Genomic DNA, 14,012 nt, shown 5'->3' with positions numbered 1-14,012 from the left:
AATGAACAATTATTCCCGCCTTTTCCTTCCAGCTTCCCTTTTAGTCTCCCTCATTCAAAACGAATCCCTGAAATCGTATAGATTTCAGGGATTTTTTTATTTTTTATTATTGGGATTCATAAACACTGATCCAGTCCTGGACAGTCATTTTTTTACTCAGTTCGGCAATTAGCTCAAAAGGTATATCTTCCACTTTTTTGAAACGGACGCAGGATTTGCCCATATCCAGCTTTTTCCTGGAATATTTAGGGTATTCTGAGACAAACCAGTCTAACAGTTCCGGTGTGGAATAAAGCCCCATATGATACAACGCTATAAAATTCTTTTGAGAAGCCAGGTTAATAAACGGCAATGGTGATCCCGGTGTACAATGATAACCGGCCGGATAAGTTTTCAGGGGAACACCCCAGCCTACCATACCATACCCTGTGTTTTCTTCAAAACCCTCAGGTAAATTATTACTGATCGTATCAAAAAGTTTTCTGAAAGATTCCTGTCTTTCTTCAGGAATCCTGGAAATATAATCTTCTATAGAAACCGCCTGAATCTGCATATTTTATTTTTTTCTAAAATACAATTATTTCACAATATTATTTACTTGTCAAAACGCATTGTTTTAAAAACACCATTTTTTGTTTAACCTTACCTTATAATTTCTGTTGAGGTGATATTAACAACAATTCATTTTGTTAAAAATTTTATTTTTCATAAAAAAGGCAGCTACATACAATATAGCTACCTCCTGGAATTATTGATCAAATACAATTATTTCTTTATCGCTTTTCCTGTAGATTGGGATCCGTCTTTGAAATACACTGTCACTAAGTATAGGCCGGCATTCAGATCTCCTAAATAAAGTTCTTTTTCCGGGTAATCTATCACTTTTACTACTCTTCCCGCTACATCCGTAATGGTTACAGATTTCATATCTTTTGTATTCCCGATATGCAGAATATCCTTAAACGGATTAGGATATAAATCGGCTTCTTTTTTCTTTGCATTTACTTCTGAAGTTGCCAGTGATGCAGCCACTTCGAATATAAAATCAATAGCCTCTCCTCTCGTCATCGCTGCACAAGGGTTTGAAGGCACTGAAGAATTATAATCAGCCAAAACCCTCATTCTGTAATTTCCGGCAGGTGTTCCAGCCGGCGGGGTAATAGATCCGGAAATAGTTGTTGTATAGTTGGAAGTAACAAACATTCTTTCCGAAGCTTCAAAAGTTAAATTATTATTCCAGTCTATCCAAACCCCGAATCCGCATGTAGGACCTCCTGCTGTTAAAGATATTGAAGTACTGGTTCCTGCGGTATTGGTAATTTTATTGCTGGATGTAGTTAAATTCTGATATCCTCCTGCCGCACCGGAAGCAGATGTATAAGCCATATCCGTAATTGCTCCTGTAGAGGTGAAGGCAGAAATCCAGGAATTCTGATTGGTAGATGTAGGGACACAATAACCTGTTCTGAATGTAGCTACAGCTTCACTCCAGATACTTTTGTCCGTAGCACTACATACAGATCTTACCCATACATAATAGTTTGAATCGGAAGCTAACGAATTTAATGGAGCAGAAGTTGTGGCAGAAGTTACTGAGTTCGTAGCATCTAAAACAGTTGTAGCAGTAGGCGCAGTGTTGTTGGTGCTGTAATATACTTCATATCCGTTTGCCGGAGCTGAAGTAGGTGCTGTCCAATCAATCGTTGCAGAGTTCATTGTAACATTCGAAGGTGTAACAGCAGTAGGTTCAATACAAGAAGGAATTTGCTGAACGGTAATATTATCAATATAAATAGAACGGGATGTACCTCCCATACCATTTTTAAATGCCAGTTGCAAATCAGTACCCACAGGAATATTAATAGTATATTGTGTATGAGTAGTTGTTAAAGTAACAGGGGAGCCAATCTGAGTAAAAGAAGCCGGATCAGCAGGGTTTGATAAAGTTCCCACTAACAGCGTATTTCCATTCGTTCCTCCTTTGGCATAAAATCTTACGCGTTTGGTACCATCTGAAAGATTTACAGTAGGAGGTGAAACTAACATCTGACTCCCGGTAGTAGCTGTTGAATTATTGAGATAATAAGCATTAGGTGCTGAAAAATTATTAGATGTCGTTACATAACCATACCCTGTAAATGATGGACTTTCCAGATAGCTCCAGCAACTTGGGGCATTACTATTCGTGGAAGAACCTGTACTGGTCGTATCAAAATTTTCCGTATAAGGTACAGAAAAAGTGGAACAGGCCGTTTTGAATGTACCGGCAAAAGACCAGGCACTTTGCCCCGTTGTTGAATTACAGTTCGTTCTTACCCAATAATAATAGGTTGTATTCGGAGTAAGACCATCTATAGTGGTATTTGTACCTGCTATTCCCGGATAGGTAGGTGTTACCGTACTTGCAGGCACGGTACCGGAAGTACTGTGATATACATCATAACTTACAGCACTGGCCGGAGCGGTCCATGAAACAAATGCAGAATTTGCTGTTATCCCTGAAACCGCCTGCAATACAGGAGGAGCGCAATCTGAATAGGCATCTGCTGAAAATGCAAAAATATTCGGTATACCGGAGCCGCCTGTTTTGGTTACCGTTATACTTTGTATTGGTTTCGCCTGGTTCGCAGCATCTATAGCTAACTCGGCCTGATATAATCTTGGATTTGTTCCTCCTTCAGGGGATGGAACGTCATCACCACTGGCAGGAGTTGCACCCGGTTTCTTAATCCTTCCTATTCCCTGGATGGCAAAGTTAGGACCGTTATACCAGTCCGCAAGGCTGATATTTGAAAATGTTTGTGATGTGCCATCCGTAAAATTCACTGCTACACTGACTGTAGAAGTACCACTTCCGCTAACAGCAAGCATATACAATTTAATTGCTGCTTTTGCTGCTGTAAATGTTAAAGTTCCTGAATCATTTACTGCAGCTAGTCTCAAGGAATTATTGGAACTTAGACTTCCTAACTGAAAACTCAATCCGGGCGTTGCTGTTACCACAGAATTAATAACTCCATCAACAGGAATACCATAGGTAATAGCTGGACTTGTGGATGTCAGCTGAAAATCTTTAGCAACAAAGGCGTAAGAAACTCCATCTACGTCATTATTGGTAGAAACTACTGAAGAACCTACCCCGTTGGCAATCACATCAGCCGTATATCCTGAAGCAACAGGCATGGTTTGATAATTCTGGGCCATCAAAACAGAAGCCGGAAAAAGAGTAATGACAGGCAAAACTCTGGAAAATAAATTTATTATCATATTATTTACATTTGTGTTGGAAATTAAGAAAAATATCAATATAAAAACAATAATATTAATAAATATTTAATTAATGATTAAAAATAAACTAACATCAGTATTCCGAATATTAAATATTTTAGTGTATTAAAAGCAATATTACAAGCAACACAGGCTTCTTCTTGTTTCTTAATTTCCTTATTGAGAAATTAAATCTTATTTTTGTCATACAAATTTTTTGAACAATGCCGAACATTTCAAACAGAGCACTGCACATGCCGCCATCGCCGGTAAGAAAACTGGTTCCTTTTGCATTACAAGCAAAACAGAAAGGAATAAAAGTATATCATCTTAATATCGGGCAGCCTGATATTGAAACTCCGGAAACAGCTTTAAATGCTTTAAAAAACATCGATTTAAAAGTATTGGAATATGCACTTTCTGAGGGTAATCTGGAATACAGGAAAGCCCTTACAGAGTATTACCAGTCATTAGGTTTTGCAGATATAACACCGGATCATTTCATTGTAACCAATGGGGGTTCTGAAGCACTTAACTTTGCCATCTCCACTTTATGTGATGAAGGTGATGAAGTCATCATCCCTGAGCCGTACTATGCAAACTATAACGGTTTTACCAGCACTTTTGATGTAAATGTAGTAGCGGTATCATCTACCATTGATACAGGCTTTGCACTACCTCCTATTGAAGAATTCGAGAAAAAAATAACAGAAAAGACAAGGGCAATTATCATTTGCAATCCGGGCAATCCTACAGGATACCTTTACACCCGTGAAGAGCTTCAAAAGCTTGCCGAAATTGCCTTAAAATATGATATCGTCATCATCTCTGACGAAGTATACAGGGAATATGTCTATGATGGAAAACAACAGGTGTCTATCCTTGACTTTCCCGAGCTAAGCGAAAACTGCATCGTTATTGATTCAGAATCGAAGCGTTACTCCATGTGTGGAGTAAGAATCGGGTGTATGGTGACCCGTTCCAAAAAAATCCGTAATGCCGCTATGCTTTTTGCCCAGGCAAGATTAAGCCCGGTTCTTTTAGGTCAGATTGCAGCTACTGCAGCACACCAGAACGATGGTGCCTATATCAGGGCTGTTAGGGAAGAATATACCCACAGAAGAAATATTTTAGTTGATCTTCTGAATGCTATTCCGGGAGTAATATGTCCTAAACCAAGAGGAGCTTTCTATTGTGTGGCAGAGCTTCCGGTGGATGATACTGAAAAATTCGCACAATGGCTGCTGGAAAAATATTCCCTTAATAACGAAACCATCATGGTGGCTCCGGCCGGAGGATTCTATAGTGATCCCGAGCTAGGTAAAAAACAGGTAAGAATTGCGTACGTCCTGAAAGAAGAAGATCTGAAGAGAAGTGCTGAAATCCTTAAAGATGCCCTAAAAAAATACAGAGAAGAATTTAGCCTGTAATACAGATGATGCCGACAACAAAAAAATTATATCTGAAAATTCTGTTTTCGATCCTTTTGCTGTCGGCATTTTTCTCTTGTGATAAAAAAGAAACAGTACCGGTTACCGGCAACAGGACTTCAAACGAAATAACTTTTATCAGTATGTCCCATATCGGTGGTACATTAGGCGAATATACCATTGTTAAAGTCACAAAAGATTCTGTTTTCGCAGAAAAAGGGGCTACAGCCAATAAAACACATAAAGAATGGGCTTCGTCCATCAATATTGATACCTGGAAACGGCTTATCTCTCCAATCAATGTGAATGATCTTGACGATATCAAAAGCTCTCCAAGCCAACAACCGGTAGACGGAATTGATGAAACTTTTCAGATACGTACTCCGGCAAAGTCTCATATCTACGTCAATTCTTTTGCAGATACCGTACATTACAGACAACTTCAACAGTTTAAAGAACAGTTAGTCCTGATTCTTCCTAAAGAATACCAATAAAACATGCAAGAAAATTTTTCCTTAAAACCTTATAATACATTCAGTGTTGATGCTAAAGCACAATATTTTACTGAGGTAAACAACATTGAAGAATTAAAAGAGGCCATTACTTTCTCAAAATCTCATTCTCTTCAGCTTCTTTTTTTAGGAGGAGGAAGCAACATCCTGCTTACAAAAGATTTTAATGGTCTTGCCATTAAACTTGATTTAAAAGGAATTTCTGAACAAAACATCAATGAAAACGAAATCCTTGTCACCGCAAAGGCAGGAGAAAACTGGCACGAATTTGTAAGCTACTGCCTTCAGAAAAACTATGGCGGACTCGAGAACCTTTCCTTAATTCCCGGCAACGTAGGCACCTCTCCCATGCAAAACATCGGCGCTTACGGCACTGAAATCAAAGATACTTTTGTCAGTTGCCAGGTGCTGGATTTAGACAATATGATGATTACAACATTCAACCTTGAGGAATGCAGGTTTGGATATAGAGACTCCATATTCAAACAAGAAGGAAAAGGCAGATATGTTATTCTGGAAGTTACTTTTAAACTTACCCTGAAAGATCATCATATAAAAACAGAATATGGAGCTATTCAATCTGAACTGGAGAAATCAGGAATTACCAATCCTACCATCCAGGATGTTTCCAAAGCTGTGATCAGCATCAGGCAAAGTAAACTACCCGACCCTAAAATCATCGGAAATGCCGGAAGTTTTTTCAAAAACCCCACTATTCCTTTAACTCAATTTGAAAGTTTGCAACAAAAATTTGAAAATATTCAGGGATATCCTAACGGAGATAAGGTAAAAGTTCCTGCCGGATGGCTGATTGAACAATGCGGCTGGAAAGGAAAACAGATCGGAAATGTAGCCTCGCATCAACTACAATCCCTGGTGATCATCAATGCTACAGGAAACGCCACAGGGAAAGAAATTTTCGATTTTTCTACAGAAATCATCAATTCCGTAAAAGAAAAATTTGGAATAGAACTGGAACGGGAAGTCAATATAATATAACATACAGGCTGATTCAATTTGAATTCAGCCTTTTTTATTCTTAAGTTGACCGGTAAGACGTTAGATTTATTTATTCTAAAATTATTGTCTCGATGATTTCACAGATAACGAGATGGGATACTTATGGAAACCTGCGGGACACTTTATTTTTAATCGCTATTAATATACCGATGAACTCACTTGTACACTTGTGGTTTTTCTGAAAGTCATCACATTGAGAAAGGTCTTCGGACAAAATACTCTTAAGACCTTTAACAACAAATCATTCATTTTAATCCATATCCTGTCCCTATAAATTCTTATTTTAGCTAAAAAATAAAAGCACAATATGAAAATAGCGATTCTTGGAGCCGGAAATATGGGACTTTCTTTTTCAAAATCATTTTTGAAATACGAGCTTATCAAACCTGAAAATCTTCATCTGATCATCAGAAATCAAGCGAAAACAGCCAAAATAGCAGAAGAGTTCCCAAAATCAAAAATCTCCACTTTTGAAATGGTAAAGGAACTTGATGCAGACCTGATCATCATTGCTGTAAAGCCTCAGGATTTTCAGACAGTGGCTCAAAACTTATCATTTACCTTAAAAGAAAGCCAAATGGTTCTATCCATCATGGCAGGAATCAATATTGAGAAAATTCAAAAATCACTGAATCATCCGCTTGTTGTAAGAGCAATGCCAAACTCTCCTACCCTTCTGGGAATGGGAATCACCGGATACACTGCTGCAGACGGGATCTCTTTCAGCCAACTTATTAATATTGAACGATTACTGAACAGTACCGGCAGATCTGTTTACCTGGAAAATGAAGAACTCCTGGATGGAGTTACCGCCCTTTCGGGCAGTGGCCCTGCTTACTTCTATTACATTATTGATGCCATGATCAAAGCGGGAATCGAAATGGGAATTGAAGAAAACCTGTCTAAACTGTTTGTAAAGCAAACCATGCTGGGAGCTTATCATCTCATCAATAACTCGGAAAAAAACCTTGAGGAACTGATAAAAGATGTTGCATCCAAAGGCGGAACCACTGAAGCTGCTTTAAAAACATTTGAGGATAATCAATTTAAAGAAATTCTAAAACTGGGAATTCTGAATGCTGAAAAAAGGGCTAAAGAGCTCAACAGCTAAACCGTTTTTCAGTATACCTGCACAGGAGCCATCCCAAATAGACTCCAAAAGTATTTAAAATAATATCATCCACCTCAAATATCCCCATTCTTGTAAAGTATTGGAGCGCTTCTGCTATGACAATGGATGAGATAAAAGCAAAAAGTAAGCTTTTCAAATTTTTTTAGTTCCGGAACAATCCAGCCAAGAAAACCGAAAGGAATAAACATAACAATATTCCCCAGTACAATCATGATGACATTTTTCCAGCTAATGGAATTCTGAATAAAGTCTATCGTTGAAAACACCGGTTCCACCCTGATCAGGTTATCTTCATACTGAAACCTGCCCATACCCAGAAACATCAGATAAAGCAAAAACAGGGTATAAGGAATAATAACAATTTTATATATTTTCTTTAACATGGAGTGCTAATATATTCATTTCAAAAACATTAAATTTGTATGTTAAAATAATTTAATGAAATACGTTCTGCTTACACTTATTTCAGCAATGCTGCTGTCGGTTTCATGGCCTACTTACGGAGTTCCGTTTTTTATATTTTTCGCTCTTGTTCCTCTGCTCATGATGGAACATGGGATTTCAAAATTCTCAGGTTACAAAAGAAAAAGCTGGGCTGTTTTCGGCCTTTCCTATCTCTGTTTTGTAATCTGGAATGTAGTCACCACAGGATGGCTGTATGGCTCAAAGAATCCTGACGGAAGTCATTCTTTAATGGCCGTTTTATTTCCCGTACTTGTCAATTCGCTGTTATATGCATTGATGTTTCAATGTTATCATTGGTATAAAAACGCACAGGGAACCTATTGGGGATTAGGATTTCTTATCGCCATCTGGATGAGTTTTGAAAAATTTCACATGAGCTGGGAGCTTACCTGGCCATGGCTGAACTTAGGAAACGTATTCTCCGATTATCCGAAACTGATTCAATGGTATGATACCTTAGGAGCCACCGGGGGTAGTTTCTGGATTCTACTGACTAACGTTTTTATTTTTTATACTTTAAGAACATGGGAGGCAGGAAGAAAGAGAAAAGAGCTCATTAAAAATTCATCTGTTATAGCAGCTTTGATCGCTGTTCCTATGATCATTTCCATCGTTAAGTATAACAACTTTAATGAAAAGCCTTCCGGACAGGTAAATGTCCTATTGCTACAACCTGATCTTGATCCTTATGCTGAGAAATATTCCAAGGACAGCTTAACGATAGAGCAGGATCTTCTTTCGCTGGCAGAAAAAAATTCAACCACCAAAATAGATTACTATATTGCCCCTGAAACAGCTCTTCCGGGACGGGGCTCTATTTCTGAAACGGGTTTTGAAAAGAGTTTGTTGTTAAATAATCTCAAAGACTTTCTATCAAAACACCCGGGTTCAGTATTTGCTACCGGAATTTCATCGCACCGTTTATATTTTGATCAGGCCAGCTTACCTAAAGAAGCCTACCAGGTCAACAATGGCGTTTGGGTGAGTAGCTACAATACGGCAGTTCAGCTTGCTCCTGATCAAAAAGTTCAGGTATATCACAAGGGCAAACTGGTTCCGGGTGTTGAAATATTTCCTTATATGAGCGTTCTGAAGCCTGTTTTGGGGGATGCTATGCTCAATCTTGGAGGAACAGTCGCCTCTTTAGGGATAGACAAAGAAAGAATGGCCTTCTCCAATCCTTATAACAAAGGGAAATTGGCCCCTATTATTTGCTACGAAAGCATTTATGGTGAATTTGTCACTGATTATGTTAAAAAAGGCGCCAATTTCTTAGGAATCATGACCAATGACTCCTGGTGGGGCGTTACCGAAGGCCATAAACAGCTTTTATCCTATGCCAAATTAAGAGCGATTGAAACACGGAGAGAAATTGCCCGTGCTGCCAATAGTGGTATCTCAGCGCATATCAATGCCAAAGGGGAAATAGAAGCAGATACTTTTTATGGTGATCAGACTGCTCTATTTGCAAAAATAAATTTATATGATACAATGACCTTTTATACAAGAGCAGGGGACCTTCTTTCAAGGTTTTCCATATTTGCCTTAGGGTTTTTACTGTTTTATTTCCTCATTGAAAAATTCAGAAACAGGACAAAGAAAATTTAGTTTGATTGGCAAGAAATTGATAACGTCTCATCGAACAAAAATAAAATCACCTGAAAAAAAGAGAAAAGCCAGCTGGACGTCTGGCTTTTCTCATTGATAGAAGATAGAGTAATTCAACTATTTAATCGTAAGTTTTTTAGTGGTTATTTCGTTTTTTATCTTCAGTTTTAGTAAATATATTCCTTTAGCCAGGTGAGAAACATCAATAGATTGGTCTGCATTCCATATAATATCCAGTTTCCTGCCATCCATTGAATACATTTCAGCCTCCAGCACCTTTTCACCTTTAATATACACTTTTTCAGAGGCAGGGTTGGGATATATTGCCAGCAGGCTTTCAACAGGTTTCATATCTTTCGTCCCGAGAGTTCCCTGTATAGATTCATCAGAATATACTTTTGAAGCATCAATTGATCTTACACTCCAGTATATATTCTGGACAGACGGATCCAAATCAAGAAACCATGACGGGGTTGTTACCACATATTGGGCAATATCTTTTGCTCCCGGTGCTGAACCTACCTTGATTTCGTATCGTAATGCATTAACCGGAGTTTTATCATCAGAAGCCCCACTCCATGTAAAATTAAATCGATTTCCGTTTCTGGTGAGATTCAGCTGAGCAGGAGGCATAGGTTTTAAGTTAACTTCTGCCGAAGTATTCTGAAACAATCTGGTGAGGGATGGCATCCCGGGATCTGCCCAGTCGAATCCACCCAGCAATACATCAAGATGATGATCATTATTAAAATCAAATAATTGCACAAGTCCCGGGCCACCCAGTGCATATATTCCTGTTGCCGAACTTTCCGTAAATTCCTGGCCTACCCTGTCATATATATAGGTCTTTACAAAGGCATTATAATTTTTATTTCCGGAAATGATAAAATCATAATATCCGTCATTATTCAAATCTCCTGTACTTATCGAAACATCAGACATATCATGTCCGTCAAACACTTGTGTTGAGAATGTTCCCGTCCCGTCATTCATCAGAACAGCAAAATATCCGTCGTCATTTTCGTCTTTTCCTACTATAACAAGATCCTGGAATCCATCGGCATTGAAATCTGCAACATCTATCTTTCCACTTGCCAGAGGCTTCAGGTCCTGTGTATGAGTCAATACTCCCGCCTGGTTGATGTAAACTTTAGAAACAGGTCCTCCGTTCACATCCGCTCCTATGATCACAAGATCCAGCAGATGATCATTATTAAGGTCTACCACTTTAAAGCTTCCATTCTGGGTGCCTTCCATCCAATTACCGATCTGATTAAAATCCTGCCCGGTATTTTGGTACAGATCCAATGTATTTTTAAAGCCTGCTCCGTTGATATATTGAGCTCCGTTAATGGCATAGTCAGGTTTCCCATCGTGATTAAAATCAAAAACTTCCATAGAACCATACACCTTTCCCGGAAGCGTTTCTTCTTTTACAAAACCGGTTCCTGTATTTTTAAATCTGTAATGCTTGTAATTAACAATGTCCATATAGCTGAGGCCGGTAGAAATAATATCCGGAAGTCCGTCATTATTATAATCAATAAACCTGATGTCTCCCAGATGGGTGGCATAGCTTCCGAGATCCGCATATCCGGACCATGATGAGCCGTTATTCTGATACACCTCGTTATAGCTGGTGTCTACATTTCCGTCTCCATCAGAATCTATTGCCCCGTTAAATACAATATCCAATGTCCCGTTATTATCTATATCTGCAACATCTGCTGCAGAATAATAGAAGTTGTTCATGCCGGTCTGTATTTCAGTAAAGCTTTGCGCAGATAATCCAACGGGAAGCATGGATAAAAAAATATAAATTCTTTTCATATTATTTTTATTTAGATTAATTAAAAACAAAGATATAATTTAAAGTTATTTTCTCCGGAAAAAGCCTGCATGAAATATATCAGTCCTGCTGGGACGCTTTATTACGGCAATTGGGTTATTTTAAAAATCAATAGTATCAATCAGTTACTTATTTATAAAAAAATTCCAAAAGATTTGTCTATCTAAAAAATTCTTCGTTATTTTGCACTCTCAAATATTATACAAATAAGAACATCGAGATATGTCAAGAATTTGCCAAATAACAGGAAAGCGTGCAATGGTTGGTAACAACGTTTCTCACGCTAATAACAAAACGAAGCGTCGTTTTGAAATTAACTTATTGGAGAAGAAGTTTTACCTTCCGGAGCAAGATAAGCACGTAACACTGAAAGTATCAGCTCATGGATTGAGAGTGATTAACAAGATTGGAATCGAAGAGGCTCTGGAAAGAGCTGTAAGAAACGGATTGATTAAAAAGTAATTGAATCATGGCAAAAAAAGGAAACAGAGTTCAAGTAATCCTTGAATGTACAGAGCACAAAGAAAGCGGTATGCCAGGAATGTCCAGATACATTTCTACAAAAAAATAAAAAAGAACACTACAGAGAGATTAGAGCTTAAAAAAGTACAATCCTGTTCTTAAGAAATATACTGTTCATAAAGAAATCAAGTAATTTATAAATATAATTTACCATGGCAAAGAAAGTAGTAGCAACCCTACAAAGCGGTCAGTCTAAAAAGATGACTAAAGTGGTGAAAATGGTGAAGTCTTCTAAATCAGGAGCTTACGTTTTCGAAGAAAAAGTAATGAATGCAGACGAAGTTGATGGTTATTTGAAAAAATAATCTCCACTTTATTTACAATATAAAAAACTACTCAACTTTTGGGTAGTTTTTTTGTTATCTTTGCTCACCAGATTATTAATCAGTAAAATATGAAAAATATTCTTGCTCTGTTGTGCACAGTAATTTTTCTATTTTCATTCGGTCAGAAAACAATGAACCCTATAGAATATAAAAATTCATCAGAAGTTTTCAATATCCAGGGATTATCACAGTCCGTAAGTATCGACTGCGGAAACTCCAGGATGATTTTATTATCCGGCCAGGTGCCTTTAAATGCAGAAGGTAATCTGGTAGGAAATACTGTAGAAGAGCAGTCTCATCAGATCTTCAGAAATATAGAGAACATTCTGAAAGAATATGGAGGAACCGGAAAAGATATTGTAAAACTGGGAATTTTTATTAAAGATATTTCCCAGACTGCAGGCTTCAGAAAGGTAAGGGATTTATATGTAAATATTCAACACCCTCCTGTAAGCAGCCTTGTAGAAGTAAGTTCTCTTTTCAGAAATGATGTATTGATAGAAGTGGAAGCCACAGCAGTGATTAAAAATAAATAAGAATAAACTAAAACTATGAGTTGGTTTAAAAATATTTTCAAAAAAGAAGAAAAAGAAACACTGGACAAAGGATTGGAAAAATCCAGCCAGGGATTCTTTGAAAAAATGACAAAAGCCGTAGTCGGTAAAAGCAAAGTAGATGACGAAGTGCTGGATGACCTTGAAGAAGTACTTATTGCTTCCGACGTGGGGGCCTCTACTACGATCAAAATCATAGAAAGAATTGAGGAGCGTGTTGCCCGCGACAAATACGTGGGAGTGAGCGAGCTGGATAAAATTCTTCGTGAGGAGATCTCCGGACTGTTACTTGAAAATCCTCATGCAGGAACCGGCAATATCGATACTTCTAAAAAGCCATATGTAATCATGGTAGTAGGAGTAAACGGGGTTGGGAAAACCACTACTATCGGGAAACTGGCACACCAATTCAAATCTGAAGGTAAAAAAGTCGTTTTTAGGTGCTGCTGATACTTTCAGAGCTGCAGCCGTAGACCAGCTTACCATCTGGAGCGAAAGAGTGGATGTACCTATCGTAAAACAAGGAATGGGTTCCGATCCTGCTTCGGTTGCTTTTGATACGGTGCAAAGTGCTGTAGCTCAAAATGCAGATGTTGTTATTATTGATACAGCAGGAAGACTTCACAATAAAATCAACCTCATGAACGAGCTTTCTAAAATCAAAAGAGTTATGCAAAAGGTGATTCCTGATGCCCCTCATGAGATTTTATTAGTGCTGGATGGTTCTACAGGTCAGAATGCATTTGAACAGGCCAAGCAATTTACTGCAGCTACTGAAGTGAATGCCCTGGCTGTAACAAAACTGGATGGAACAGCTAAAGGCGGAGTCGTGATTGGAATCTCTGACCAGTTCCAGATTCCGGTAAAATATATCGGTGTAGGCGAGAAAATGCAGGATCTGCAACTTTTTAATGGTACGGAATTTGTAGACTCATTCTTCAAGAAAAGATGATTTATATCATGTTTTCCCTTATATTAGTAAACAAATCAATTTAAATATTAACAATTAAAAAAATTTGCAACTATGGGAATATTAACATGGATCTTATTCGGTCTTATTGCAGGTGCAATCGCTAAAATGATCATGCCCGGAACTCAGGGAGGCGGATGGCTTATCACTATCATCCTGGGAATTCTGGGAGCGTTTATAGGAGGAGCTATAGGAGTCTACATTTTACATTGGGGAGATGTCACCTCATTCTGGAATCCAAGAAGCTGGATTCTCTCTATCGGAGGAGCTTTAATTATCCTCTGGATTTACGGAATGGCCACGAAGAAAAGCTAAATATTAAAAAAATAAAATCCCGGATCTGAAATTCAGATCCGG

General features: G+C 38.1%; 14 protein-coding genes and 2 pseudogenes. 11 read left to right on the top strand and 5 right to left on the bottom strand.

Going from position 1 to position 14,012, the window contains the following annotated elements; all coding sequences use genetic code 11:
• Positions 1-106: 106 nt before the first annotated feature.
• Together HX13_RS02990 and HX13_RS02985 are read right to left on the bottom strand one after the other, a co-directional pair.
• Positions 107-553, bottom strand: coding sequence for a DUF1801 domain-containing protein (locus HX13_RS02990; RefSeq protein WP_050019855.1), 447 nt, complete (start codon positions 551-553; stop codon positions 107-109).
• Between the two features lie 212 nt (positions 554-765).
• A complete protein-coding gene (locus tag HX13_RS02985; RefSeq protein WP_050019854.1) occupies positions 766-3,267 on the bottom strand; it encodes a fibronectin type III domain-containing protein in 2,502 nt (833 codons plus the stop codon).
• A gap of 224 nt (positions 3,268-3,491) precedes the next feature.
• Here HX13_RS02985 and HX13_RS02980 point away from each other — a divergent pair, with 224 nt between their 5' ends.
• The 4 genes from HX13_RS02980 to proC all read left to right on the top strand — a co-directional run bounded on the left by HX13_RS02980 (position 3,492) and on the right by proC (position 7,340).
• A complete protein-coding gene (locus HX13_RS02980) occupies positions 3,492-4,697 on the top strand; it encodes a pyridoxal phosphate-dependent aminotransferase (RefSeq protein WP_050019853.1) in 1,206 nt (401 codons plus the stop codon).
• Between the two features lie 5 nt (positions 4,698-4,702).
• Positions 4,703-5,191: a hypothetical protein gene (locus HX13_RS02975; RefSeq protein ID WP_228377684.1), complete on the top strand. Its 489-nt coding sequence runs from the start codon at positions 4,703-4,705 to the stop codon at positions 5,189-5,191.
• Positions 5,192-5,194: 3 nt separating this feature from the next.
• Positions 5,195-6,208, top strand: coding sequence for a UDP-N-acetylmuramate dehydrogenase (murB, locus tag HX13_RS02970; protein ID WP_050019851.1), 1,014 nt, complete (start codon positions 5,195-5,197; stop codon positions 6,206-6,208).
• Between the two features lie 328 nt (positions 6,209-6,536).
• On the top strand, positions 6,537-7,340 hold the full coding sequence (proC, locus tag HX13_RS02965; protein WP_050019850.1) for a pyrroline-5-carboxylate reductase: 804 nt from the start codon (positions 6,537-6,539) through the stop codon (positions 7,338-7,340).
• On the opposite strand, the gene HX13_RS25900 is transcribed toward proC, so the two are convergent.
• Positions 7,330-7,458 (bottom strand): VanZ family protein, encoded by a 129-nt coding sequence (locus HX13_RS25900; RefSeq protein WP_316931252.1) that lies wholly within the window; start codon positions 7,456-7,458, stop codon positions 7,330-7,332. The genes proC and HX13_RS25900 overlap by 11 nt on opposite strands.
• A complete protein-coding gene (locus HX13_RS02960; protein ID WP_316931267.1) occupies positions 7,415-7,744 on the bottom strand; it encodes a hypothetical protein in 330 nt (109 codons plus the stop codon). Before HX13_RS02960 ends, HX13_RS25900 begins: the two co-directional genes overlap by 44 nt.
• A gap of 55 nt (positions 7,745-7,799) precedes the next feature.
• Between HX13_RS02960 and lnt the strand changes: the two genes are divergently transcribed.
• On the top strand, positions 7,800-9,434 hold the full coding sequence (gene lnt / locus HX13_RS02955; protein WP_050019849.1) for an apolipoprotein N-acyltransferase: 1,635 nt from the start codon (positions 7,800-7,802) through the stop codon (positions 9,432-9,434).
• A 117-nt stretch (positions 9,435-9,551) separates the two neighbouring features.
• Here the strand turns inward: lnt and HX13_RS02950 are convergent, their stop codons facing one another.
• On the bottom strand, positions 9,552-11,264 hold the full coding sequence (locus HX13_RS02950; protein WP_050019848.1) for a T9SS type A sorting domain-containing protein: 1,713 nt from the start codon (positions 11,262-11,264) through the stop codon (positions 9,552-9,554).
• Between the two features lie 241 nt (positions 11,265-11,505).
• Here HX13_RS02950 and rpmB point away from each other — a divergent pair, with 241 nt between their 5' ends.
• The 6 genes and pseudogenes from rpmB (at position 11,506) to HX13_RS02930 (ending at position 13,970) form a co-directional block, all read left to right on the top strand.
• Positions 11,506-11,745: a 50S ribosomal protein L28 gene (rpmB, locus tag HX13_RS02945; RefSeq protein WP_007841810.1), complete on the top strand. Its 240-nt coding sequence runs from the start codon at positions 11,506-11,508 to the stop codon at positions 11,743-11,745.
• A 133-nt stretch (positions 11,746-11,878) separates the two neighbouring features.
• A pseudogene (locus tag HX13_RS26245) lies at positions 11,879-11,938 on the top strand (50S ribosomal protein L33); the annotation flags it as partial.
• 19 nt (positions 11,939-11,957) lie between these two features.
• Positions 11,958-12,110, top strand: a complete 153-nt coding sequence (locus tag HX13_RS21810; protein ID WP_002976755.1) for a DUF4295 domain-containing protein — start codon at positions 11,958-11,960, stop codon at positions 12,108-12,110.
• A 152-nt stretch (positions 12,111-12,262) separates the two neighbouring features.
• Positions 12,263-12,667, top strand: coding sequence for a RidA family protein (locus HX13_RS02940; RefSeq protein ID WP_238554992.1), 405 nt, complete (start codon positions 12,263-12,265; stop codon positions 12,665-12,667).
• A gap of 15 nt (positions 12,668-12,682) precedes the next feature.
• Positions 12,683-13,637: pseudogene (ftsY, locus tag HX13_RS26240) on the top strand (signal recognition particle-docking protein FtsY).
• Positions 13,638-13,709: 72 nt separating this feature from the next.
• The gene (locus HX13_RS02930) at positions 13,710-13,970 is read left to right on the top strand and encodes a GlsB/YeaQ/YmgE family stress response membrane protein (RefSeq protein ID WP_050019846.1); all 261 of its coding nucleotides are present in this window, start codon (positions 13,710-13,712) and stop codon (positions 13,968-13,970) included.
• Positions 13,971-14,012 lie beyond the last annotated feature (42 nt).

The sequence above is a fragment of the Chryseobacterium sp. P1-3 genome, from assembly GCF_000738495.1.
GTDB lineage: Bacteria > Bacteroidota > Bacteroidia > Flavobacteriales > Weeksellaceae > Chryseobacterium > Chryseobacterium gallinarum.
The sequence above is the reverse complement of the archived record's forward strand: the minus strand, read 5'-3'. Positions and strand labels throughout refer to the sequence as shown.

What these genes read in the sequence shown, in the direction of transcription:
- HX13_RS02940 (WP_238554992.1), top strand. Translation starts at nt 12,263, where the DNA reads ATGAACCCTATAGAATATAAAAATTCATCAGAAGTTTTCAATATCCAG.
- HX13_RS02950 (WP_050019848.1), bottom strand. Translation starts at nt 11,264, where the DNA reads ATGAAAAGAATTTATATTTTTTTATCCATGCTTCCCGTTGGATTATCT.
- rpmB (WP_007841810.1), top strand. Translation starts at nt 11,506, where the DNA reads ATGTCAAGAATTTGCCAAATAACAGGAAAGCGTGCAATGGTTGGTAAC.
- HX13_RS21810 (WP_002976755.1), top strand. Translation starts at nt 11,958, where the DNA reads ATGGCAAAGAAAGTAGTAGCAACCCTACAAAGCGGTCAGTCTAAAAAG.
- HX13_RS02980 (WP_050019853.1), top strand. Translation starts at nt 3,492, where the DNA reads ATGCCGAACATTTCAAACAGAGCACTGCACATGCCGCCATCGCCGGTA.
- lnt (WP_050019849.1), top strand. Translation starts at nt 7,800, where the DNA reads ATGAAATACGTTCTGCTTACACTTATTTCAGCAATGCTGCTGTCGGTT.
- HX13_RS02990 (WP_050019855.1), bottom strand. Translation starts at nt 553, where the DNA reads ATGCAGATTCAGGCGGTTTCTATAGAAGATTATATTTCCAGGATTCCT.
- HX13_RS02975 (WP_228377684.1), top strand. Translation starts at nt 4,703, where the DNA reads ATGATGCCGACAACAAAAAAATTATATCTGAAAATTCTGTTTTCGATC.
- murB (WP_050019851.1), top strand. Translation starts at nt 5,195, where the DNA reads ATGCAAGAAAATTTTTCCTTAAAACCTTATAATACATTCAGTGTTGAT.
- proC (WP_050019850.1), top strand. Translation starts at nt 6,537, where the DNA reads ATGAAAATAGCGATTCTTGGAGCCGGAAATATGGGACTTTCTTTTTCA.
- HX13_RS02930 (WP_050019846.1), top strand. Translation starts at nt 13,710, where the DNA reads ATGGGAATATTAACATGGATCTTATTCGGTCTTATTGCAGGTGCAATC.
- HX13_RS02960 (WP_316931267.1), bottom strand. Translation starts at nt 7,744, where the DNA reads ATGTTAAAGAAAATATATAAAATTGTTATTATTCCTTATACCCTGTTT.
- HX13_RS02985 (WP_050019854.1), bottom strand. Translation starts at nt 3,267, where the DNA reads ATGATAATAAATTTATTTTCCAGAGTTTTGCCTGTCATTACTCTTTTT.